Source organism: Psychrobacter sp. FME5, from assembly GCF_014861375.1.
In the GTDB taxonomy this organism is placed as follows: Bacteria; Pseudomonadota; Gammaproteobacteria; order Pseudomonadales; family Moraxellaceae; genus Psychrobacter.
Genome location: NZ_RRYX01000018.1, coordinates 20620 through 42776 on the forward strand (window position 1 = coordinate 20620; position 22157 = coordinate 42776).

At 42.6% G+C, this 22157-nt stretch carries 19 protein-coding genes and 1 pseudogene; 11 read left to right on the plus strand and 9 right to left on the minus strand.

The annotated features are described in order from the left end of the window. Positions 1-85 precede the first annotated feature (85 nt). Positions 86-1288, minus strand: a complete 1203-nt coding sequence (locus EI161_RS04450) for a pyridoxal phosphate-dependent aminotransferase (RefSeq protein ID WP_192529071.1) — start codon at positions 1286-1288, stop codon at positions 86-88. Between the two features lie 494 nt (positions 1289-1782). Between EI161_RS04450 and EI161_RS04455 the strand changes: the two genes are divergently transcribed. The 7 genes and pseudogenes from EI161_RS04455 (at position 1783) to EI161_RS04485 (ending at position 9385) form a co-directional block, all read left to right on the plus strand. Continuing rightward, positions 1783-2529 (plus strand): SDR family NAD(P)-dependent oxidoreductase, encoded by a 747-nt coding sequence (locus tag EI161_RS04455; protein ID WP_192529072.1) that lies wholly within the window; start codon positions 1783-1785, stop codon positions 2527-2529. Positions 2530-2586: 57 nt separating this feature from the next. Continuing rightward, positions 2587-4329: an NAD(P)/FAD-dependent oxidoreductase gene (locus tag EI161_RS04460; RefSeq protein WP_192529073.1), complete on the plus strand. Its 1743-nt coding sequence runs from the start codon at positions 2587-2589 to the stop codon at positions 4327-4329. A 22-nt stretch (positions 4330-4351) separates the two neighbouring features. Next, a complete protein-coding gene (locus EI161_RS04465) occupies positions 4352-5344 on the plus strand; it encodes a DUF1365 domain-containing protein (RefSeq protein WP_318779361.1) in 993 nt (330 codons plus the stop codon). 76 nt (positions 5345-5420) lie between these two features. Beyond that, positions 5421-6803, plus strand: coding sequence for an SAM-dependent methyltransferase (locus EI161_RS04470; protein WP_192529075.1), 1383 nt, complete (start codon positions 5421-5423; stop codon positions 6801-6803). A 98-nt stretch (positions 6804-6901) separates the two neighbouring features. Beyond that, the gene (locus tag EI161_RS04475) at positions 6902-7312 is read left to right on the plus strand and encodes a DUF2177 family protein (protein WP_192522624.1); all 411 of its coding nucleotides are present in this window, start codon (positions 6902-6904) and stop codon (positions 7310-7312) included. A 138-nt stretch (positions 7313-7450) separates the two neighbouring features. Continuing rightward, positions 7451-7954 (plus strand): annotated as a pseudogene (locus EI161_RS04480) (acyl-CoA thioesterase); the annotation flags it as partial. A gap of 303 nt (positions 7955-8257) precedes the next feature. Then, positions 8258-9385: a cation diffusion facilitator family transporter gene (locus tag EI161_RS04485; protein WP_192529076.1), complete on the plus strand. Its 1128-nt coding sequence runs from the start codon at positions 8258-8260 to the stop codon at positions 9383-9385. A gap of 151 nt (positions 9386-9536) precedes the next feature. On the opposite strand, the gene dps is transcribed toward EI161_RS04485, so the two are convergent. Further along, on the minus strand, positions 9537-10019 hold the full coding sequence (gene dps / locus EI161_RS04490; protein ID WP_192522622.1) for a DNA starvation/stationary phase protection protein Dps: 483 nt from the start codon (positions 10017-10019) through the stop codon (positions 9537-9539). A gap of 380 nt (positions 10020-10399) precedes the next feature. Between dps and uvrB the strand changes: the two genes are divergently transcribed. Both uvrB and EI161_RS04500 read left to right on the plus strand, forming a co-directional pair. Next, positions 10400-12511, plus strand: a complete 2112-nt coding sequence (gene uvrB / locus EI161_RS04495) for an excinuclease ABC subunit UvrB (protein ID WP_192522621.1) — start codon at positions 10400-10402, stop codon at positions 12509-12511. A 529-nt stretch (positions 12512-13040) separates the two neighbouring features. After that, positions 13041-13418, plus strand: coding sequence for a hypothetical protein (locus EI161_RS04500; RefSeq protein ID WP_192529077.1), 378 nt, complete (start codon positions 13041-13043; stop codon positions 13416-13418). A gap of 165 nt (positions 13419-13583) precedes the next feature. Here EI161_RS04500 and EI161_RS04505 read toward each other — a convergent pair whose 3' ends face one another. Beyond that, complete coding sequence (locus EI161_RS04505) at positions 13584-13973, minus strand: hypothetical protein (RefSeq protein ID WP_192529078.1); 390 nt, start codon at positions 13971-13973, stop codon at positions 13584-13586. 281 nt (positions 13974-14254) lie between these two features. Next, entirely contained in the window at positions 14255-14770 is a 516-nt protein-coding gene (locus EI161_RS04510) for a hypothetical protein (RefSeq protein ID WP_192522618.1), read from the minus strand. A gap of 294 nt (positions 14771-15064) precedes the next feature. Between EI161_RS04510 and recJ the strand changes: the two genes are divergently transcribed. Continuing rightward, positions 15065-16879: a single-stranded-DNA-specific exonuclease RecJ gene (gene recJ / locus EI161_RS04515; RefSeq protein ID WP_192522617.1), complete on the plus strand. Its 1815-nt coding sequence runs from the start codon at positions 15065-15067 to the stop codon at positions 16877-16879. Between the two features lie 135 nt (positions 16880-17014). Here recJ and EI161_RS04520 read toward each other — a convergent pair whose 3' ends face one another. The 5 genes from EI161_RS04520 to dapD all read right to left on the minus strand — a co-directional run bounded on the left by EI161_RS04520 (position 17015) and on the right by dapD (position 21678). After that, on the minus strand, positions 17015-17863 hold the full coding sequence (locus tag EI161_RS04520; RefSeq protein WP_225735221.1) for a trimeric intracellular cation channel family protein: 849 nt from the start codon (positions 17861-17863) through the stop codon (positions 17015-17017). A gap of 50 nt (positions 17864-17913) precedes the next feature. Further along, positions 17914-18549 (minus strand): trimeric intracellular cation channel family protein, encoded by a 636-nt coding sequence (locus tag EI161_RS04525; RefSeq protein WP_192522616.1) that lies wholly within the window; start codon positions 18547-18549, stop codon positions 17914-17916. 15 nt (positions 18550-18564) lie between these two features. Then, on the minus strand, positions 18565-19740 hold the full coding sequence (locus tag EI161_RS04530; protein WP_192529079.1) for a multidrug resistance efflux transporter family protein: 1176 nt from the start codon (positions 19738-19740) through the stop codon (positions 18565-18567). 97 nt (positions 19741-19837) lie between these two features. Then, positions 19838-20584 carry a 7-carboxy-7-deazaguanine synthase QueE gene (gene queE, locus EI161_RS04535; RefSeq protein WP_192522614.1) on the minus strand — a complete coding sequence of 249 codons (747 nt, stop codon included), beginning with the start codon at positions 20582-20584 and terminating at the stop codon, positions 19838-19840. Between the two features lie 272 nt (positions 20585-20856). After that, positions 20857-21678, minus strand: coding sequence for a 2,3,4,5-tetrahydropyridine-2,6-dicarboxylate N-succinyltransferase (gene dapD / locus EI161_RS04540; RefSeq protein ID WP_192522613.1), 822 nt, complete (start codon positions 21676-21678; stop codon positions 20857-20859). Positions 21679-21813: 135 nt separating this feature from the next. Here dapD and EI161_RS04545 point away from each other — a divergent pair. Continuing rightward, positions 21814-22157: IS1 family transposase (locus tag EI161_RS04545; protein WP_192529080.1), on the plus strand; the 344-nt coding region annotated here is incomplete at its 3' end.

Here is a 22157-nt window from a genome sequence, read left to right on the forward strand (position 1 = left end):
TGGCGAGGTGAATAAAAAAACGCCCACATAAATATTATGGAGCGTCTTGTTATAGAGAGGTTGTTTAGAATGATTTTTTAAAGACTTATTCAGCCACGTCCAAATCAACAACCGCCTTTTCGATACGTGACAAAGCATCTTTTAGTGTGGCTTCATCAGTAGCGTAAGAGATACGCATATAGCCGCCAAGACCGAATGCATCACCCGGTACAACAGCCACGCCAACCTTATCGAGCAACCATTCCGAGAACTCAGTACAGGATGATAAACCCGCCGCTTTAATTAAAGGTTTGATGTCAGGATAAACATAAAACGCGCCATCAGGACGCAGGCAAGTAATCCCTTTAATCGCATTTAAACCATCAACGACCAAATCACAACGCTTTTCAAAAGCTTCTACCATAGGCTCGAGTACGCTTTGGTCGCCATCGATAGCGGCTTCTGCTGCGACTTGGCTGATAGACGTGGGGCATGAAGTGGACTGCGATTGTATTTTTTTCATCGCTCCGATCAATTTGGCAGGGCCACCCGCATAACCGATACGCCAACCGGTCATCGCATAGGCCTTAGAGACGCCATTCAAAATAATGGCGCGGTCTTTCAGCTCAGGCGCTGCATTCAAGATATTATAGAATTTATCACCTGTCCAGCGAATGTGCTCGTACATATCATCTGAGGCAACGTAGATTTTTGGATGTTTTTTCAATACTTCAGCGATGGCTGTTAGCTCATCTAAGGTATAGATCATGCCAGTTGGATTCGATGGGCTATTCAGTACCAACATTTTGGTTTTATCGGTGATAGCGGCTTCTAATTGCTCGGCAGTGATTTTGAAGTCTTGCTCAGCTGGACATTTTACGATGACTGGCACGCCTTCTGCGATTTTGACCATGTCAGGGTAGCTGACCCAATAAGGTGCTGGAATGATAACTTCATCACCTGAGTTGATAAAGGCTTGGGCAAGGTTAAAGAATGATTGTTTACCGCCGACCGATACTAAAACCTCATTTGGCTCATAGCTGATGTCATTGTCGCGTTTGAACTTTTTAATGATGGCTTTTTTGAGTTCTGGTGTGCCATCGACAGCGGTGTATTTGGTAAAACCATCATTAATGGCATCAATAGCCGCTTTTTTGATGTGTTCTGGTGTATCAAAATCAGGTTCGCCAGCGCCCAAACCGATGATATCTTTACCTGCTGCTTTTAGCTCTGTGGCTTTATTGGTAATCGCTAGCGTAGGAGATGGTTTGATGTTATTGACGCGGTCAGACAGTTGCAGTTCGCTCATGAGAAATCCTTTCTTATGGAGTGGGGTGGGTAAAATATAATATTCGCTATATAGCGTTTAGATGTTATCAGAATGTGTATCAGACAGTTTAAAAACAGTTCAGGCAGATTGAAAACCTGCCACTTTAAACCTTTTTAGAGATAATTGACGCTCAACCAAAAGCGCTTTTGGCTTTATTGTAGCATGCAGCTATTACGCTGTCTTATAGGGCTCGTAACTTATTAGAGCTCGTAATTTAAAATAACGAGAGAAACAGCCGTTCTATGCGCGCTATGACCAAATATTGAGCAGTTTGAAACACTGGTTGATTGCGAAACCACAACAATAGGCTGATAATCTTGCGCTATGATTGTTTAGATTTTATAAATAAAACGGATGATACGTTAATTAAATGCAGTCAATGCAAATAGTTAAATAAAAACAATAATCAAGATTTAAAGATGAGATAAATTGTAAACTCAATAAAATTCATAATAACTAAAAGGACGTTTATCATGACAGATTCTACCAGAAAATTAAACATTCTCATTACTGGAGCGACGTCTGGTATTGGCAAGCAGTTAGCAAAAGACTATTTACTCGAAGGCCAGCATGTTTATGCCGTTGGCCGCGATGATGATGCATTGGCTGAACTTAAATCATTGGGCGCAGAAACCATTGACTTAGACCTCATGGATCGAGAAAAAGTGATAGAGGCATTTGATGAGATTGCTGACGTTGATTTGGCGATTTGCGGTGCTGGCATGTGTGAGTATCTGGATATGCCAAACTTTGATAGCGCCGCCTTTATGAAAGTCATGTCAGTAAATATGGGCACGTTATCGCACGCTATCGAAGGAGTATTACCAAAGCTCATCGCCTCGAAGGGTCGCTTGGTCGGTATTGGCTCGGCGTCTGCTTATGTGCCGTTTGCTCGTGCCGAAGCCTATGGCAGCTCAAAAGCCGCCATTCATTATTTAATGAAAACCCTACAGATTAGTCTTGCACCGCATGATGTATCGGTAAGCTTAGTCGTTCCCGGCTTTGTTGAAACGCCAATGACCAAACAAAACGACTTTCCGATGCCGTTTTTACAAACCCCAAAACAGGCAAGTCAAGCCATTCGTCATGGTATTGAACACGGTCATGAGGTGATTGAATTTCCCAAAAAATTGACCTTGCCATTAAAGGCGCTAGGGACGTTACCAGATTTAATCTGGCAACAGGTCAGTGAAAAAATCAATAAAAATAGCCAATCGTGATAGTTCCGAAAATAGAGTAAAGAATAGCGCTTTAAAAAAACAATAAGGAACGCCTTTATGTCGTTTATCCGCCGTAAACGTAAAAATGCAAAAGCCGCCTCTACTGAGGCTAGTAGTGTGTCAAAAAAGCCTAGCGTTGTCCAAGAGAAAAAGCGTATTGCCATTATCGGTTCAGGCGTTTCAGGTTTAACTTGTGCGCATTATTTGGTCAAGCAACATGAGGTGACGGTGTTTGAAGCCAATGATTATATTGGCGGTCATGTAAACACCATCGACGTGACATTACAAGATGGTAAAAAGGCGAAACCTAGTAAAGTAGAGAGAAGTGCGATAGATACTGGCTTTATCGTCTTCAATGAGCGCACCTATCCCAATTTTTTTCGTCTGCTTTATGAGCTGCAAGTACCTTTTCAAGCAACAGACATGAGTTTTTCGGTAAAAAATACCGCGCGTCATTTTGAATACAATGGTCATACGCTCAATACTTTATTGTCGCAGCGAAAGAATGTGCTCAACCCAAAGTTTTGGCAATTTATCAAAGATATCCTACAGTTCAATAAGCATATCAAACAGCTACGCCAGGATTATGAAGAAACTCGTGCGCAAGGACAAGATACCAGCAAATTCACTGAGCAAACACTGGGTAGTTATCTCAGCAAACAAAGCTACAGTACGCTTTTTATGGATAACTATCTGCTGCCAATGGTTTCTGCTATTTGGTCAACCAGCATAGGCGAGGTAGAAGATTTTCCATTGGTGTTTTTTGCCCAGTTCTTTGATAACCATGGCTTGCTCGATGTGGTCAATCGCCCGCAATGGTTCACGATTCAGGGCGGCTCAAAACAGTATGTGAATAAACTGGTCACTCGATTTGTTAAAGCTGGCGGCAAGATAAAGGTAAATTGCCCAGTGCAGTCAGTTATTCGTAACGCCGTACAGGATAAAGACAAAGTGATACTAACGCTTCAGGATAAAAACAATATCAACGGTGAGGTTGAAAGCCTTATATTTGATGAAGTTGTTTTTGCTTGTCATGCAGATACCGCGTTGAAGATTTTACAAGATGCCGGTTATGATGAAACTGAGGTGCTAAGTCATTTCCGCTTTACCAAAAACACCGCAGTATTGCATACCGATAGCAGCGTTTTGCCTAAAAAGCCCTTGGCATGGGCCAGTTGGAATTACCTGATAGAGGATGAAGGTTCTATTGAGAGCTCTACTAAAAATGCTAAAGAGCAGCAAACCGCAGTAAAGCCAGTATTGACCTATCATATGAATATCTTGCAACGCTTGACCAAAAAGCATAACTATTTGGTGACGCTTAATCACAAGGTGGATAAGAATCAAATTATTAAGCAGATTGATTATAGCCACCCTGTTTTTGATAAGGCAATGATTGAGGCGCAAACCAAATGGTCGAGTATCTCGGGCAGTGGTCTGCACACCCATTTTTGCGGCGCGTATTGGTTCAATGGCTTTCATGAAGATGGTGTGCGTAGCGGCCTGCGTGTCTGTCAGGCATTAGGACATGACATTGATATAAAAGATGAGGTTGATCCAAGCCATCTGCCTGATGTCGATAGTACACATACGCCGTTTCGCTATAGAGATTTGCCAGTTAAAGCAGATAGCAAGCCGCGCAAACTCAATAAACGCAAGGTCACGATGGCCACTACTAATCAAGAGTTGGTTGAGTACGTTGAGAATTTACAGTCTGCTATTAACGATAACGAAACATATAAGGATTACGAACCACAGAAAAAGCGCGGTTTATTTGGGTGTAAAACCAATGAGCACTAAAGTAAATAATAAGGAGAAAGCTGTGTCTACTGAAGACGGTTTATCTGACAGTTGCTTACCCCATCAGCTATTTCATGGGACAACATGGCACAGTCGCCTGCTACCAAGTGTGCATAAATTTGCCTACCCGTATCGTTATTGGGGCATCAATATCAGCGCGTTGGCAGCGGGGCAGGTACTTCCTGAGGTGGGTATAGCCATTTTTGGTAAGGCTAATGTTGTTAAAAATAGATGGTTAAAAGAGCTACCGTTATTCTCAGCGAAGAAAAAAGCTTTGCAGCAATTCTGTCCTGATGATTATTTACAAGGACTAAATTCACAAGGGTTAAATTCACAAAGGCGAAATGTACAACAACCAAATAGCCTAAGTAATAATGAAAACGACGATAGCCGTTCAAATCCTATCCAAGCACTTAATCATCGTTTGAGCCAAGCATTTACTGAACAAACAGGTAGTGAGCCAACAGGCGATATCATTGGCATGGTTGTGTGCCGCAATGCAGGTATTTATTTTAGCCCCGTCAATTTTTATTTGGGTTTTGATAAGCAGCAGACGCCGACTCATTTATTGGCTGAGGTGTCTAATACGCCATGGGATAAGCGGCATTATTATGGGTTTTTATTAGCAGGGGAGAGTACTGAGTTCTGTCACGATAAAGACTTCCATGTCTCACCCTTTAATCCGATTGACCAGCTATATCGTTGGCAAGTTAAGATAAAAAACCAGCCAGATAACGGCTTGCAAGTTCGTATTGCTATCGATATCAGTGATGAGCGCGGTAAGGTGTTAAAAACAGGGATAAAGATGTCAGGCGTCCCAATGACTGCGAGGATGATTCGCAACAGCCTACGTAAAAACCCATTGATGAATGTGACTTCGTTAACGCGTATTTACTGGCATGCTTTTAAGCTTTATGCGATTAAAAAAGTACCCTACATTAATTATGATGAAAAGCTAGCCGATAGTCAGCAGCAAGCTGATAAAAAACCTGATGTTGAAAAAAATAAACACTAAATCAAAAAACTTTAAGCACCTAAGTTTAAGCACCTAAGATTGAAATACATGCCATTTAAACAAGGATAAGTAGACAATGTCAGTACGACCGACCGATAGAGCACCCGCTTCAACACTAGCCAAGATGACTACCAGCATCAGCCAAAAAATCAATGAAAGCGCTATCTTACAACCTGTCAGTGACGGGATCAATCAAGTCGCAAGAAAATTGATATTTCGTGCGTTACAGCATATTCAGTTTGGTAGCCTGACTATAATCGAAGCGTTTGGCGAGCAAGCACCTAAGACAAATAACTTTGGAAGCGTCTCTACTAGCACAGCAAGCAGTTCAGCAGTGGGCCGCCATTCGTTAAATGTCACTTTGATGATTTATGATAGTGCTGTCTATCGTCAGTTGCTACTTGGGGGCTCTATTGCTTTGGCAGACAGCTATATCAATGGTGAGTGGGATACAGATGACTTGACCGGATTGATTCGGTTGGCGGCGCGTAACTTGGCGGTACTTAATAAACTTGAGAGCCGCTTTGCGGGGGTGAGTAAGGCGTTCGAAAAAGCCAAGCATCAACTGCGTAAAAATGATAAATCTGGATCTAAGTCCAATATCTTAGCGCATTACGATTTGGGCAATGATATGTATCAGCGTTTTTTAGACGATACCATGATGTATTCATCAGCAGTTTATAAAAACACTGAAGCAACATTGGCTGAAGCGCAGCAGCATAAATTGGCGCTCATTTGTCAGCGGTTGCAACTCTCTGCTGATGATCATGTCATCGAAATCGGTACAGGTTGGGGTGGTTTTGCGATTTATGCCGCCACACATTATGGCTGTCAAATAACGACAACAACTATCTCGGATGCCCAATACGAAGAGGCACAGAGTCGTGTTAAAGCGGCAGGTTTATCAGATAAAATAACCTTGCTGAAACAAGACTATCGCGAGCTGACAGGACAGTATGACAAATTGGTCAGTATCGAGATGATTGAGGCGGTTGGGCATGAGTATTTGCCGACTTTTTTTGCTAAATGTAATAGTCTCCTAAAGCCCACGGGATTGATGGTATTGCAAGCGATTACTTTTAATGACCAAAACTACCAAGATTATATAAATTCGGTTGATTTTATTCAAACGCACATCTTTCCTGGTGGTTGCTTACTGTCCAATCAAGAGCTAAACAATCAGTTTACTGAGCAGACCGATATGGTTATTAAGCAGCTACATGATTACGGTTTTGACTACGCGCATACGCTGCGGGATTGGCGTGCTGCCTTCATGGGGCAGCGCGAAGAGATAGTCGCGCTTGGTTATGATGAGACGTTTATCCGCTTGTGGGATTTTTACTTCTGTTACTGCGAAGGTGGGTTTTTGGAGCGGACGATTGGTGTGGTGCAATTGACAGCGGTGAAGCCAGATAATATTGATATTATGCATTTCTCTGACTTGCCATTGGCAATTTAATTATTGTAGATAACCACTTCATTGAGTCGTTAAATTGAGCCAAACATCTACATCGCTGTGCCTAATGTTTAGCGACCATTATAAAAGGGGATATTATTATGGGTTATGTATTTATTTATATTGCAGCCGTTGCCATATTTTTGGGTATTGATGCAGTTTGGCTCAAGACTATGACCGGTCTTTTTTATGAAAAGCGTATCGGACATTTGCTTGCCGATGAGCCTAACATGATTGCAGCTGGCGTGTTTTATATGTTTTATCTACTGGTGCTGTGTATCATTATTCTCTATCCACAAATCAAAGCCAACGCTTCATTGGGTCATATTTTCTTATTAGGTGGCCTAATAGGACTGATGGCTTATGGTACTTATGACTTTACCAGTTTGGCGTTGTATAAAGGCTATACCTTAGATACAGCCTTGGTTGATTTTGTCTGGGGTGGGTTATTAACGGGAACGGTCAGTACAATTGTGGCTTGGCTTGCATACCGTTTTCACTGGTTAAGTTGAGGGCATGTCGTCTGATAGAACACTCTATATTTACCCCATAAAAACTATTTTTATCGGCTACTTATTTGCGCTATCTCAAAAGCTACTGTATAAATAAGGTTCTGAATAAATAGGTTTTTGATAACGGTAAGGAATATTATGTCGCAATACAACACCAGCTCCACAGCTAAAAAAGCACCTTTAAACCATGAGCTATATATGTCGGTGCTAATGACGCCCGATATGGCCAACTTCATTGGTAATGTGCATGGCGGTGATTTGCTAAAGATGCTGGATCAGGTCGCCTATGCTTGTGCCAGCCGGTATAGCGGTAGTTATGTGGTGACGTTATCAGTCGATCAAGTGATGTTTCGTGAGCCAGTTTACGTTGGCGAATTAGTCACTTTTGCGGCAAGTGTCAATTATGTTGGTAAAACCTCGATGGAAGTGGGTATACGTGTCGAGGCAGAAGACGTCCGCGCTCGTACTGTGCGCCATACCAACAGCTGCTATTTTACCATGGTGGCCATTGATGATAACGGCAAACCAACACCAATACCTGAGCTTGAGATTAAAAACCCCATGCAGCAATGCCGCTTTGATGCAGGCCTAGAGCGTAAAAAAATGCGCATGGAAGACTCACATCGCCCCAGTTGTGGTATCGACGAAATGATTAGTGAAGACCTAGGCGGCAAAAATAAAACTGACCATGACACAGCTGACGGATATATGGTTGGAGAGCTGACAACTCATCAATCTAATAGTAAAAAAGATACACTTTAAGAAGAAATTTTGTAATAGTTAAAGCAACCAAAACTTAAACAAAGTCTCACGAAAACCTTACTGATAATAAACGGGTTTTCGACTAAATTTAATGGTTATTAAGATGGATAAAGACAGTTAACGCTTAAAGTTAAAAAGTTAAATTGTGTTTATCCATTCTATACACTATGGATTGAGACTTACATGAGTTTAAAAAAACCAAAACCCGATTCAAAACCTCAACCCATACCGCGTGGTAGCTATACTCGCGGTACGGGTGCTTCTCAATCTGATATTAGCCTCAGTGCTGTAGTCGATACATCTACTAAAACTCCCCCTCATACGGATCCTACGCCTAATAATAATAGTAAAAAATCTGGTTCACTAATCACTGTGATGATTGCAGTGGGTGCCAATCTTCTTATTGCCATCGCCAAAACAGTGGCTGCATTTATGACCGGCTCTGCTTCTATGATTGCGGAATCAGCACACTCGTGGGCAGATGCAGGCAACGGCACTTTACTCATTGTGGCAGAAAAGAAAGCTGTCAAGCCCGCCGATAAAAGCCATCCATTAGGCTATGGCAAAGAGTCGTATGTGTGGTCGATGATTGCCGCCTTTGGTGTCTTTATGGCAGGCTCAGTTGTCTCTATTTATACCGGTATTACTGAATGGAATGCGCCTGAAGCCGAGACTAATTATACCATTGGCTTTATTGTTTTAGCGGTTGCATTTTTGCTTGAAGGCTTCTCTTTGGTGCAAGCTTATCGACAGAGTAAAAAGCAAGGCGAAGCGCTTAATGTTAGTGCTATCGGTTATGTCATTGATACGTCCAATCCAACCTTACGCGGCGTGTTTTTTGAGGATTTGGCAGCAGTGATTGGCTTGGTCATAGCGGCAGTAGCGATGGGGATGCATGCTTATACTGGACAGCCGTTTTGGGATGCACTTGGGTCGATCATTGTAGGAATATTGCTAGGTGTGGTTGCAATATTCTTAATCAGTCGTAACCGTGACTTTTTGGTAGGACATAGAGTCTCAGACAAAATGCATTGTTATGTATTAACCGAACTGCTCGATCATCCGGATATCGATAGTGTCTCTTATCTACACTTAGAGTGGGTTGGGCCTAAAAAGATATTTATGGTGGCAGCAGTTGATATTGCTGGTAACCAACAAGAGCAAAAGATCGCACAAAAAATCGAAGATATCGAAAACCAGTTCCGTGACAATCCAATATTTCAAGAAGCTATTTTGACGCTGTCAGTGCCCAATGCCGAAGTTCTGCATTTGCCTAATAGCCAAGCCAGTAACACTAATATGATTGGTTAAAAGTAAAAGAGACGCGCTTGTTATAAAGTGCCGCTTCTACCCGCGTAAAAAAAACGGTCGTCTAATTAGACGACCATTTTTTTACTAAACTTTTTTATTTCAAGGCTTTATTGTTTCAAGACTTTTTTATTTCAAGCGATGAGTCATCGTCTTATTTCTTTGGCGCATTGGCACCGATGAACCAAGCATCTTTATCAATAGTGCGGCTCACTTCTGTCAATAGGTCCGCAGTATCTTCGTCACCGGCGTCACCAGCAGTATCGATTCCTTCACGCAATGAAGCTGCAATGGTTTTATAACGATTGGTAAGCTCACGAACGTGCTCATCTACTTTAGTGATATCAGTAGGGTAGGTCTCTAAAATAGAGTCTTCAACGACACGTTTTGAGATACCATTGGCTTTACCGCCGAGGATAACAATGCGTTCAGCGACCGTGTCAAAAGCCTCAGTCAAACGATCATAGGTCTCATCTAATAATTGATGAACGCCAATGAAACCAGTACCTTGTAGATTCCAATGGCATTGTTTACTGTCCATACTTAAATCAATCAGATTGGCTAAATTAGAGTTTAACAAATCTACCATTTTTTTTGCAGTTTCATTATCTATTCCACTCGCGTAACGTTCTCTCATATTTTGCTCCGTTATTTATTAAGTTTGTTTTATTGATTTGAATGTTTAACGTGTTGTTATTGGTGTTTTGCTTATGTACTACTTGTTAATTCATGATCAATAGTAGCAGCTTAAATCGATGTTGGTAGCATTGAGTGTTAGGCTTTATTGGGTGCTCGTGTAATGACTTTGTTAACCGTGAAAGACTTTGTAATTTTAGCGGATGCTGTGTGCATTTTTTATAACTATTTTAATGTTTTTATCAAAAATAAAGTAGGCGTTAGCATATTTAGGAATGCATGTTTCGCCAGTGGTAGGCTAGATAATAACGCTTAATTGTCCTTTAAAAGTAGATGGTTAGACCCCACATTGTTATAAACCTTAATAAGAAGAAAGCCATTATGCGAATGCCTGAACCGCGCTCGTCGCGTCAGTTAAACCAATTGGCCACTCAGCTACAGGGTGAAGCTGAAATTAGTGGTGTCAATGCGTCTGGAACGCAAATATCAAGCCGTGCCTTTGAGATGGTCACTGATTTTGAGCCCGCTGGTGATCAGCCGCAAGCAATCGAAAAACTGGTCAAGGGTATCAATACTGGTATGGACGAACAGTTGCTATTGGGGGTGACGGGCTCTGGTAAGACCTATACGATGGCAAAGGTCATCTCTGAGTGCCAACGTCCGACTATTATTATGGCGCATAATAAAACCCTAGCTGCCCAGCTATATGGTGAGTTTAAGTCGTTTTTCCCCAATAATGCGGTGGAATACTTCGTCAGTTATTACGACTATTATCAGCCAGAAGCCTACGTTGCTGCTAGTGATACCTTTATTGAAAAAGACAGCGCCATTAACGATCATATTGATCAGATGCGCTTGTCAGCGACGCGTGCACTCCTTGAGCGTCGTGATGCGATTATCGTCGCGTCGGTATCGTGTATCTATGGTTTGGGCGATCCAGAAAGCTATCTTAAAATGCTACTGCATGTCGTCGTTGGTGACAAAATAGACCGTACCGCGACGATTAAGCGTCTGGTCGAAATGCAATATACCCGTAATGAGCTAGACTTTGGGCGCGGTACGTATCGATTACGCGGCGAGCTATTGGATATTTATCCTGCTGAGTCTGAACAGTTGGCGGTACGTGTGCATCTATTTGATAATGAAGTCGAGAAAATCACTTGGTTTGATCCGTTAACAGGAAAAACGGTGCGTAGCGTGCCGCGTATTACCATTTATCCAAAATCGCATTACGTAACACCGCGTAATAAATTAGAAGCTGCTAGTCATACCATTCGCGCTGAGCTTGAGCCACGCTTGGAGTATTTCCGCGATAATAATAAACTGGTTGAAGCCCAGCGTCTCAAAGAACGTACGCAGTATGATTTGGAGATGATTCAACAGCTCGGCTACTGTAACGGTATCGAAAACTACTCACAGCATCTCTCTGGACGTCCATCGGGGGAAGCGCCGCCGACTTTGTTTGATTATATTCCAGAAGATGCTTTATTGTTCCTCGATGAATCACATGTGACCGTTTCGCAAATTGGGGCGATGTATAAAGGCGATAGATCGCGTAAAGAAAACTTGGTCAATTATGGCTTTCGTCTACCGAGCGCGATGAATAATCGGCCAATGAAGTTTGAAGAGTGGGAGCGTATCAAGCCAAAGACTATTTATGTCAGTGCCACGCCTGCACTATATGAGCTTGAACACAGCGAGCAAGTGGTCGAGCAAGTCGTGCGTCCAACCGGACTGATTGACCCTGAGATTGAGATTCGTCCAGTATTAACGCAGGTCGATGATGTGCTATCAGAGATTACCAAACGCCGTGAAAAAGATGAGCGCGTACTAATCACCACCTTGACCAAGCGTATGTCAGAGGATTTGACCAGTTATTTGAAAGAGTACGATGTCAAAGTTGCGTATTTGCATTCAGATATTGACACCGTTGAACGCACGCAAATTATCCATGAATTGCGTACTGGCGTGCATGATGTGTTAGTCGGTATTAATCTGTTGCGTGAAGGCTTGGATATGCCTGAGGTGTCATTGGTGGCGATATTTGATGCTGATAAAGAGGGCTTTTTGCGTTCTGAGCGTGCGTTGATTCAGACCATTGGTCGTGCTGCGCGTCACTTGAATGGTAAAGCCATCCTTTATGCCGATCGCATCACCAACAGTATGCAAAAAGCGATTGATGAGACCGATCGCCGCCGCGAAAAGCAAATTGCCTTTAATATCGAGCATAACATCACACCAAAAGGCGCGCGCCGTAGTATCACTGATAAAATTGATACAGGCGATGACCTTGATGCCAATGACAATCAAGCGATTCCGGTCAAAAGTAATCTGCCCGATGTAGATATCAATATCCTACGCAGTCCTGATTTACTTGCCAAAGAAATCAAGCGTTTAGAAAAGCAAATGCAACAGATGTCACGTGATCTTAAGTTTGAAGAAGCCGCGAAGACTCGTGATAAAGTGTTGGAGTTAAAAGCACATTTGATTTAATGGATAAAGCTAAAGTTTGAAAAAATAAGGACGGGTTACGAGGGTGACTCGTTTTTTTCGTTTAGGGGCTGTATAGAATTCATCTATTAGGACTGCTGATCGCTAAAATAATTCCAGACTAGGCGTAAATCGAAGGTAATGTCGAGACCTTAGCTAGATTTACAACAACGTCTGGGGCGATTTTAGCATCAGTCCGAAGGAACAGGACTATTTTTTGCCACTTCATAGCCAAAACTATCGCGCTTAGAATAACTAAACTTACTATTTTTGGCGTCGAATTGCCTAAAAAATAGTCTCTGTCAGTTCCTTAGCTGAATTCTATACAGCCCCTAGTCTGATGTATAAGGTTGATATAGGCTTTTACCAACCTCAAACGTAGTTTTACATATTCCATCTTAAAAACCAGCTATACATCTTATAGGATAAGCTAACAAAGTAGGCTCTATTAAGTAGGTAAACAAGGCTGAGTAATAGTCGTAGAGTCAGGCATGCTAACGTATTTTATGATTTTAAGGTTGTGATTATAGTTATGTTTGATATCAAATCATTTTTTAAACGAGAAGTAGAAAAAAAGCTCATTAATGTGGATGACTACATTTTCATGCCTGAGCGTGTAGAGATGGAGCTAGAAGGCGGTCTATTAAATTGTGTACTCAATAGCGATGGTCGAGTTGATATTTTTTATACCAAGCAAGGTGTGACAGAGGTCAGCTCGGCAGCACGTAAGCATCCATTTACGGCGTTCGAAACTGAGCTATATCATGGCGTTTATGATGATATTATTCATGATTTAATCAAAGAGGTAAGTAAAATACTTGATGGTAAATCAACGTACTTTCGGCATAACAAAACATTAGCGCCTACCGCATCTTTAATGTCCAAGCCGCATACTACAAATGAACTGTAAACCAGTTTAGATTAATGCGATTGTAGAAAATACTGCAAGAAATCAATAATCAATAATAAAGAAGGGTGCGTTATATATAACGCACCCTTCTTAGTTTTTTAAAAGCAAGCATTCAAGCAGCGCTGTATTGTTTGAACTGTATCAGCTATAGACAGTATGCAGGTTTTATTTGGCGAAACTTGCATAGCAGCTTTGTAGGGATTTGGCGACGACTCTGGTGACCAGTTGGGTGCGATATTGTGCATCTATTGCGGCATTGCCCAGTTCAACGATAGTGACTTGCTGCGGCGCTTGCTCACTAACGCAGCCACAAACATTGCTCTTCACAGTCTCTTGTTGTGTCTCAGTCATCGCCATGCTCGCAACACGCCAAGCATTTTGTTTTTCAATTTGGCTACGGCACTGATTATCGATGGCAGATTTAAAAACATTCATGCCAATCTCATTTGCAGTACCTATCGCATTGTCTGCATTATTATTCATACCGCCAGTGGTTGTGCATCCAGCCAAAGCAAAAGTGGCAAGCATTATGGTTGAAGCCAAGCGTTTTTTCATAAGTTAGTCCTTTAACGTCTTTATTTATTTTTGAAGTTTATGTTTGGCTATTATTTATCTCATTTTTATCACTATTTTCAAAATGAGGACAGGCTCTAGTCGAAAGGTGTTTTTGCCAAACAAGCGGTATATTATCAGTAAAGCCTATCAATGACACCATTAACCATGATTGGCTCAGACTGTATCAGTAAACATAAAAAACCAGCTAAGACAAATATGTTTAGCTGGCTAGTAATAGACGACTGTCTCGAATAAATGGCATTATCTAATATTGAATGGTTTTAAACATTTTTACCATGCTGTTTGGTTTGAATGTCTTTGGCCAATTTATAGCATTCGTTGATATGGTCAGTGGCGATTTTCTTAAAAATCATATAACCCATAGTTGCCGCGACCAATTGCCCGCCAAGTGGAATAAATTTAGTGACTTGCTTAGCCGCGATACGACCACCAAAGCCTTGAACCGTTTTTTTAACGATACCACGTGTCGCCATCAAACCGGCAAAATCAACAGTACGGTCTTTTAGCGCACCCCAATGTACTTCACGTGACTCTAAATCAACAGCGCCTTGACGATCTTTTAACAGCCCAAAGCGTTCACTGATTTCAGGTAACAGCATGGTTAGCATACCGGCATCAACGGCCACATCGAAAAATGGCACAGGAACGATAGCAACACCAGCTGAGAGCTTGGCGCGCTTTTTAACCAGACCCAGACATTCTTTTTTGACTTTTTCGAGGTCTAGATTAGGATCAATAGTGTTGGGTAGTTTTTCAGCGACTGGCGTGGTTTTCATAAAGTTTCCTTATAAGTTAACAAATTTATTAAAAACGATATAACGTCTCAAGTATAAATAGGCCAATAGATAGCGAATATCTCAGTTGTTACCTATTTTATGGATTTATAAGCGGCATACAATCATTGCTTTGTAGCAAAATGCAGAAAAATACAGTCGCTATGCACCGTTTTTGTAAATAGCCCGCCTGAATATAAATTATGTCATGCTGAGCCCGTAAGCAATCGATAACCTTATACGGCAGTATTAAAAATTACCATTGTGACCGCTTACCAAAGTCAGTAGAATACTGGCATGCTAAAATTAACCTCCCGTTATACCAGCACTCGCATCGACGAGTTGCCCGCCGCGTTGCAACCGCTTGCCGCCCAATCCTTAACCCTTGCTCGCCTATATGCGGGTCGAGGAATCGTGCAGCCTGATGAGCTTGAAACTCAGCTGTCCGGTTTATTGCCTGCTGAGATGCTACAGGGTGTCACTGAAGCGGTGCGTTTATTGGACGTCGCTATTGATGAAGGGCAACGTATTCTTATCGTTGGTGACTTTGATTGTGATGGGGCGACCAGCACGGCGCTGATGATGCGTGCACTGACAGCGATGGGCGCGGTGGTCGATTTCTTGGTGCCTGACCGCTTTAAATATGGTTATGGTTTGACGCCAGAAATCGTCGAATTGGGTATCGAAACCTATCGACCTGACTTGATTGTCACGGTAGACAATGGCATTTCAAGCCATGAAGGTGTGGCACGCGCGCAAGCCGATGGTATCACCGTCATTATTACAGACCATCACCTCACGACTAAAGAAACGCCACCTGCTGAAGCTGTGGTCAATCCCAATCAGCTTGGTTGCCACTTTACTAGTAAGGCTTTAGTAGGGGTTGGAGTAGCGTTTTATGTCCTCGGTCGATTGGCAAAATTACGCCGTGAAGCAAGCAAGTCTACCGTCCAAGTCAGCCAGTATTTGGATTTGGTGGCACTTGGTACGATTGCTGATGTGGGTGTACTCGATAAAAACAATCGTATTCTCGTACATCATGGACTGGCAGCTATTCGTCAAGGGCGCTGCTCGCTAGGAATATTAGCGTTACTTGAGCAGGCAGGACGCGACCCCAAGCAGTTACATGCGCAAGACTTTGGTTTTGTCTTAGGACCGCGTATCAATGCCGCTGGGCGTATGGATAACATGCGTATAGGTATCGAGTGCTTATTAACGGATGATTGGCCAACCGCACAACGACTGGCGCAAGAGCTTGAGCAGCTTAATCGTACTCGTCGTCATGTCGAAGGCGAGATGCGTACGCAAGCGGATAGTATTGTGCAAGCGCTAGCTACTACTAATACAGATAGTGATAGTGATGAAAGTAGTGAGCTTATTGTCCAGAATAAGCCTGAAAAAAAGATAATTGACGATCGCAATCGTAGCATCGTTTTATATCAAGATGATTGGCATCAAGGCGTTATCGGTATCGTCGCAGGACGTTTAAAAGAAAGCCATTATCTGCCGAGTATCGTCTTTGCCCCAGCAGATACAGAGCGTACTGGTGACGACGATGCGATTAAAGGCTCAGCTCGCTCTATCGCTGGCGTGCATATTCGTGATGCGATTGAACAAGTTGCCGAACAGCACCCTGATTTAATCAGCCATTTTGGTGGTCATGCCATGGCAGCTGGCTTGACTATTAAACGCCGTAACTTTGAGGGTTTTGTGTCAGCATTTAACGAAGTCATGGCACAAATGGATGATGAAGTGTTTGCTGAGCAAAAATTTACCGATGGAGCATTACAAGCGAGTGACTTTAGCTTATGGTTCGCTGAGCATTTAGCCGATGCCAGTATCTGGGGTCATGGCTTTGCGCCACCGATATTTGATGGCGTATTTGAAGTGCTAAGCTTTAAGATATTAAAAGACAAGCACCTTAAGCTGTCGCTGCGTTATCCTGAGGTCCAGTATCCGATTGAGGCCATTCAATTTAATTTTGATAGCAACGCTTGGGACTATCGCGCCGAAAACGTACATATTCTATTTGAGTTAGATATTAATGAATGGAATGGCAAACAAAGTCTGCAATTAATGGTTAAGGATTTGGCGGTTATTACTGAGACCTAAAAGTATTGCTCATGATTATTGATTTAAAAGGGCGTTAATCTTGATGATTGACGCCCTTTTTTTTGATTTTACACGTTGTGTTTACTATCGATTGTAGTACCAATTCAATATAAAAATGCACGCTTATATTCGATCTTAAATATGATTTTTCTTCATCAAACTAATATCTGGAAAATGCCAATCATAGCGTACTGCTAACATGCGGATGACGAAAATAGTAATCATCGTCACGGATTCTTTTATCCAAGGCGTAAAACCCATACCTTCCATGACAAAATATAATATCCCGCCAAGAATCGCTGCGGTCACATAAATCTCGCGCTGCAATACCAATGGAATCTCATTACATAGCATGTCACGAATGACTGTTCCAAACAAAATATTCAACACCCCAAGTAGGATACAAACAGGAATATTTGCGCCCATTTCTTGTGCGACTTGGATACCGATTAAGGTGAAAATAGCCAGCGCCAAGCCATCAAAAAGCTTTAATAAGCCGTCCACATGTCGTGCTTTTGGATTACAAAACATCTGAAAGCCAACTGAAGTGATCGTAATAATAAGTAAGTAGTTCATATTCACCATCCAAAATAGTGGATAGCGATCAAGAATAATATCACGCGCGGTAGGGCCACTGATAGCGGCAATCATCGCCACTAAAATACAGCCAAATACATCAAAGTTCTTATGTTTGGCTAAAATGGTTCCTGAGACACTACAGGCAAAAATACCAAACATCTCAAGCCAAAACATAAACGAGGTTGGCTCAAATCGCGTCACAAACTCGGGCGTTAGAACGAGTGGACTCTGCACCACAGTATCAACAGCTGGACTCACAGAGGCAGCAACGCTAGAGGAGGCCATAACGTTTAAAGATGAGGCGAATAACATGTCAAAAGGTTGACCAAATAAAGTCACACAACAGGCATTTAGCCACGCATAGACACTGACGCTAATAACATCGACGCTAATAAAACTGATCATAAAGATTCACATAGAAAATGTGCTCAGGCAGCTAAGAGGTTAGGCACCTGTTAATCCACTAAGCGTATGGAGGGAAGATGCCAGTCAAATTTGAGTGCCAACATGCGCACGGTAAAAATGACAAACAGCATTATAAATTCATTAATAACAGTATCAACACCCCAGTGATCGAGCACTAGGTAAGTCAACGATCCTACAATACTGGCGGTAATATAAATCTCACGCTGGAGCAATAAAGGTATTTCATTGCAGATGATATCACGTAGTAACCCACCAATAATGGCAGTCCAAACGGCCATCATCATAGCAATGACCGGTGACATATCTTGTGCCAGCGCGACGTTAAATCCAATAACACTGAAAGCCGCAAGTCCAATGGCATCAAAGAGTTTGAGCGCATTATCAATCTTATGGTACAGATGAAAGAATATCTGTAAAACAAGCGAGGTGACAGTAATCACGATAATATAGTTGAGATCGGTCATCCAAAATAGCGGATGGCGATCAAGTGCCATGTCACGTAGTGTACCGCCACCAATGGCGTTGACCATTGATACCAAGATACAGCCTGCAATATCAAAGCCTTTGTGCTGCGCCAGCAAAGTGCCGGCGATAGCGCAAGCAATGACGCCAACCATATCTAAGAGATATAGCAAAATATCAGGAAAGATAAAATTGTTCATCATTGCTATCTGCTAGCCTCAACCATCTTTCGCAAATAATATCAGCCCGAGCATAATCAGCCCGATACCGACCAATCCCAAGGCAGAAGGTACGGCATTATTAAGCAATAATATGCCACCGATTAACGCAAATATCACCTCACTGGCTTGGGTAGAGTCGACCCCAGCCACCTCACTAGAAGTAACCGCTTTCTCACGCGCATATAAGAATATACTCGTCGCTGCCACCCCTGCCAGTATAGCCACTAGCAAGGTGTTAAAGATTTGGGCAGTATCGGGTTGCTCAGGGCGCACTATCACGCCTAAAATAAGCCAAAATGGCAAACTACCGAGGGTCATAAGCCATACTTTATTAAAGGCATTTTGCAGTAGTGTGGTTTCGATAGCAGGAATGCGAGCGATGAGGTTTTGTAAGGCGGATGTCGGCTCAGCTATAGCTGCATTGGTTTCACTGTTAACGTCGTTAGCATTGGTGTTAGCTGTATCATAGCTGGCGGCAGGTAAATCGTAAGCTTCTGATATGAGCGGTTGGCTATGATCGTCGATACTGTTTTTATGAGCTGCATTTTTATGAGCCGCATTTTCTCTCGCCTGTTGTTGCTCGGCGCTATGCTTACGGGAGTTGTGAGACACTTGCCAAACCAGCTGATTACCGATTGGATAACTAAAAGCAGCAACCAGCGCAGGCAGTGCACCATATAGTATCATATCTCTCATTGGTACAGTATTGGCATCGGCTAGAGCAGAGGCACGTAAACCCTCGCTGAGGTTGACCAATACCACCCCAATAAAGACTAGAAAAGCATAAATAATGAACTTTTTGTCGAAGCGTTGCCCAAATGCCAGTAGTACCAATAAACTGGTAACCACGGTAAACATAAAGGTCGCGGCGACTACCCAGCCTGCAACATGGTCACCAGCATAACAAATTCCGGTATAAAATAGCCCAAAACCGATACTGCCGGTGACACACCAAAAGCCCCAGTGTTGCCGAAAAATAGTCGTCAATTCTTTGATACGACCAAAGCCATGCTGCATGGTGATAATGACGGTAATGATGAGCCACATAAAAATGTAGCGCAGGCTCGCTGACCAAAACCAATGACCACCGGCGTCACTCATGAGCTCATTTAAAATAAAGGTGGAGCTAAAAAACGCGCCCGCCAATAAGCCCAATAAAATTAATTTGACCATCCCTGTGTCCTTACCGTCAGCTTGCGATTTGTTTGTTTCGTTTTTTCAAATGGTTGGTGCAGACTATCTGATTTTTTTATTTTAGAATTTTGATTGTTTATTTACCTTTAGCATCCGCCCAAATGATTTTGTGCAGTTGCAACTGAAAACGTACCGGTAGGGCATCGGCCAGTATCCATTCAGCCAGTTCACGCGCCAGTACGGGTACATCGGAGATGCTCATCTCTTTACTAGCATCTGCATCGATATCGTCCGCGACATTGAACATCGGTGAAAACCAAACTGTACCGACCAATTCATTGAGATTATGCTCAATCAGTTTTGTCTTCGACCAGTCATAATCTTCGCGGTTCATAATGACAAATTTAATTTGGTCATGTTGAGTCAAATAATCCAAATTCGACCAAAGATTTTTATCGGCTTCACCTGAGCTTGGGGTTTTAAGATCCATGACTTTACTGACCGCTGTCGGTACGTTTTCGACCGTGAGCGCGCCTGCCGTTTCAAGCGAAATCTCATAACCATCGTTTAGTAGACGCTTCATCAACTCGATAGCATTTGGCTGTGCTAAAGGTTCGCCACCTGTGAGGCAGATGCGCTTACAGGGAAAACTTGCGATGGTTGCCATGATGGTCTCAAGCGACTGCCGCTCGCCACCGCTAAAAGCATATTCAGTATCGCAGTAGACACAGCGTAGCGGACAACCAGTCAAGCGCACAAATATCGTCGGCAAGCCTGAGGTAAGCGCTTCGCCTTGTAGGGAATAAAAGATCTCAGTCAAACGTAACCCTGCTTCAGGGTCAGTGACAGGAATGGCCGCGCTGCGTAAAGATAACTCACTCATAATATTTCAAATACAGTTAGAAGATTGATAATGCGAACAAGCATATATCAAATAAAAGACAGTGTGATGGTATGAATAGCGCGAAGGCTAAGCGATACGAAAAGATGCGAAAATAAAAAAGTGAATTATAACGTAATGTCTGTTATTAAGCTGCTATTAAGCGACAAAAAAGACGCTGGAATAAACCCCAGCATCTTATTTTCTTACCATGATTAGGGGGCGTCCCCAATGTTTTCAAAATGAAGACACGCCCTCGCGTCACTATGAAGTGTTTAGTCTAAACGTAGTAGCTCATTAACTGCAGTTTTCGCACGCGTTTGCGCATCAACTTTTTTCACAATAATAGCAGCATACAAGCTATGGGTGCCATCTTTTGAAGGTAAAGTACCAGGAACGACGACTGAACCAGCTGGTACACGGCCGCGATGAATTTCGCCTGTTTCGCGGTCATAAATACGGGTTGATTGGCCGATATAGACACCCATGGAGATGACTGCACCTTCTTCGACGATAACGCCTTCAACGATTTCAGAGCGCGCGCCGATGAAGCAGTTGTCTTCGATAATCGTCGGGTTAGCTTGTAGCGGCTCTAAAACACCGCCGATACCAACACCACCTGATAAATGGACGTTTTTACCGATTTGAGCGCACGAACCAACCGTTGCCCACGTATCTACCATGGCACCTTGATCAATATAAGCACCGATATTGACATACGACGGCATCAATACTGCGCCTGCTGCAATGTATGAGCCTTTACGAGCCACAGCTGGTGGTACAACACGTACGCCGGCTTCTTTAAATTGCGCTTCAGTCCAGTCAGCAAACTTAGTCGGTACTTTGTCATAAAATTGCAGGTGTTCGCCAGCTGCTTGTACGTAATTGTCGTTTAAACGGAACGATAGTAATACCGCTTTTTTTGCCCACTGGTTGACGACCCATTCGCCATCCTTTTTTTCCGCAACACGTAAGCGACCGTTATCGAGTTGCTCAAGCACTTGCTCGATGGCATCACGAATATCTGGCGGCATGGTAGAGGGGCTATATTCATTGCGGCTTTCAAAGGCTTGTTCGATGATTTGTTGTAATGACATAAAACCTCCTAAAATTGATGAAAAAAATAAATAAATGAGAGGTAAGTAAATATAAATATTAGGTGGTGTATCAAAAAGTATGCTGGAGTAATAAAAGAAGGGTGACAGCCGAAGCAAGATGATATATTTGAGGTTATGAAGACACAAATACAGATCAATTGCCCCGACTGTCACAGTCCCAGTTTAAAGAAAAACGGCAAAAAAAGCTATGGCAAGCAGAACTATCAATGTAAGGACTGCAAACGCCAGTTTATTGGCGATCATGCCCTAACTTATAACGGCTGTCACTCTAGAATAGAAGATAAAATACGGCTAATGACAGTGAGAGGCTGTGGCGTCAGAGACATTGCTATTATAGCCTCAGTTAGCATTGGTAAAGTGCTTAGCACCATAGGCTCATCTGTTTATAAGATTGCGCCTAAGAAGCGCTATTATGAACGCTTAGAGGTTGATGAGTTTTGGACTTACGTGTATCGCAA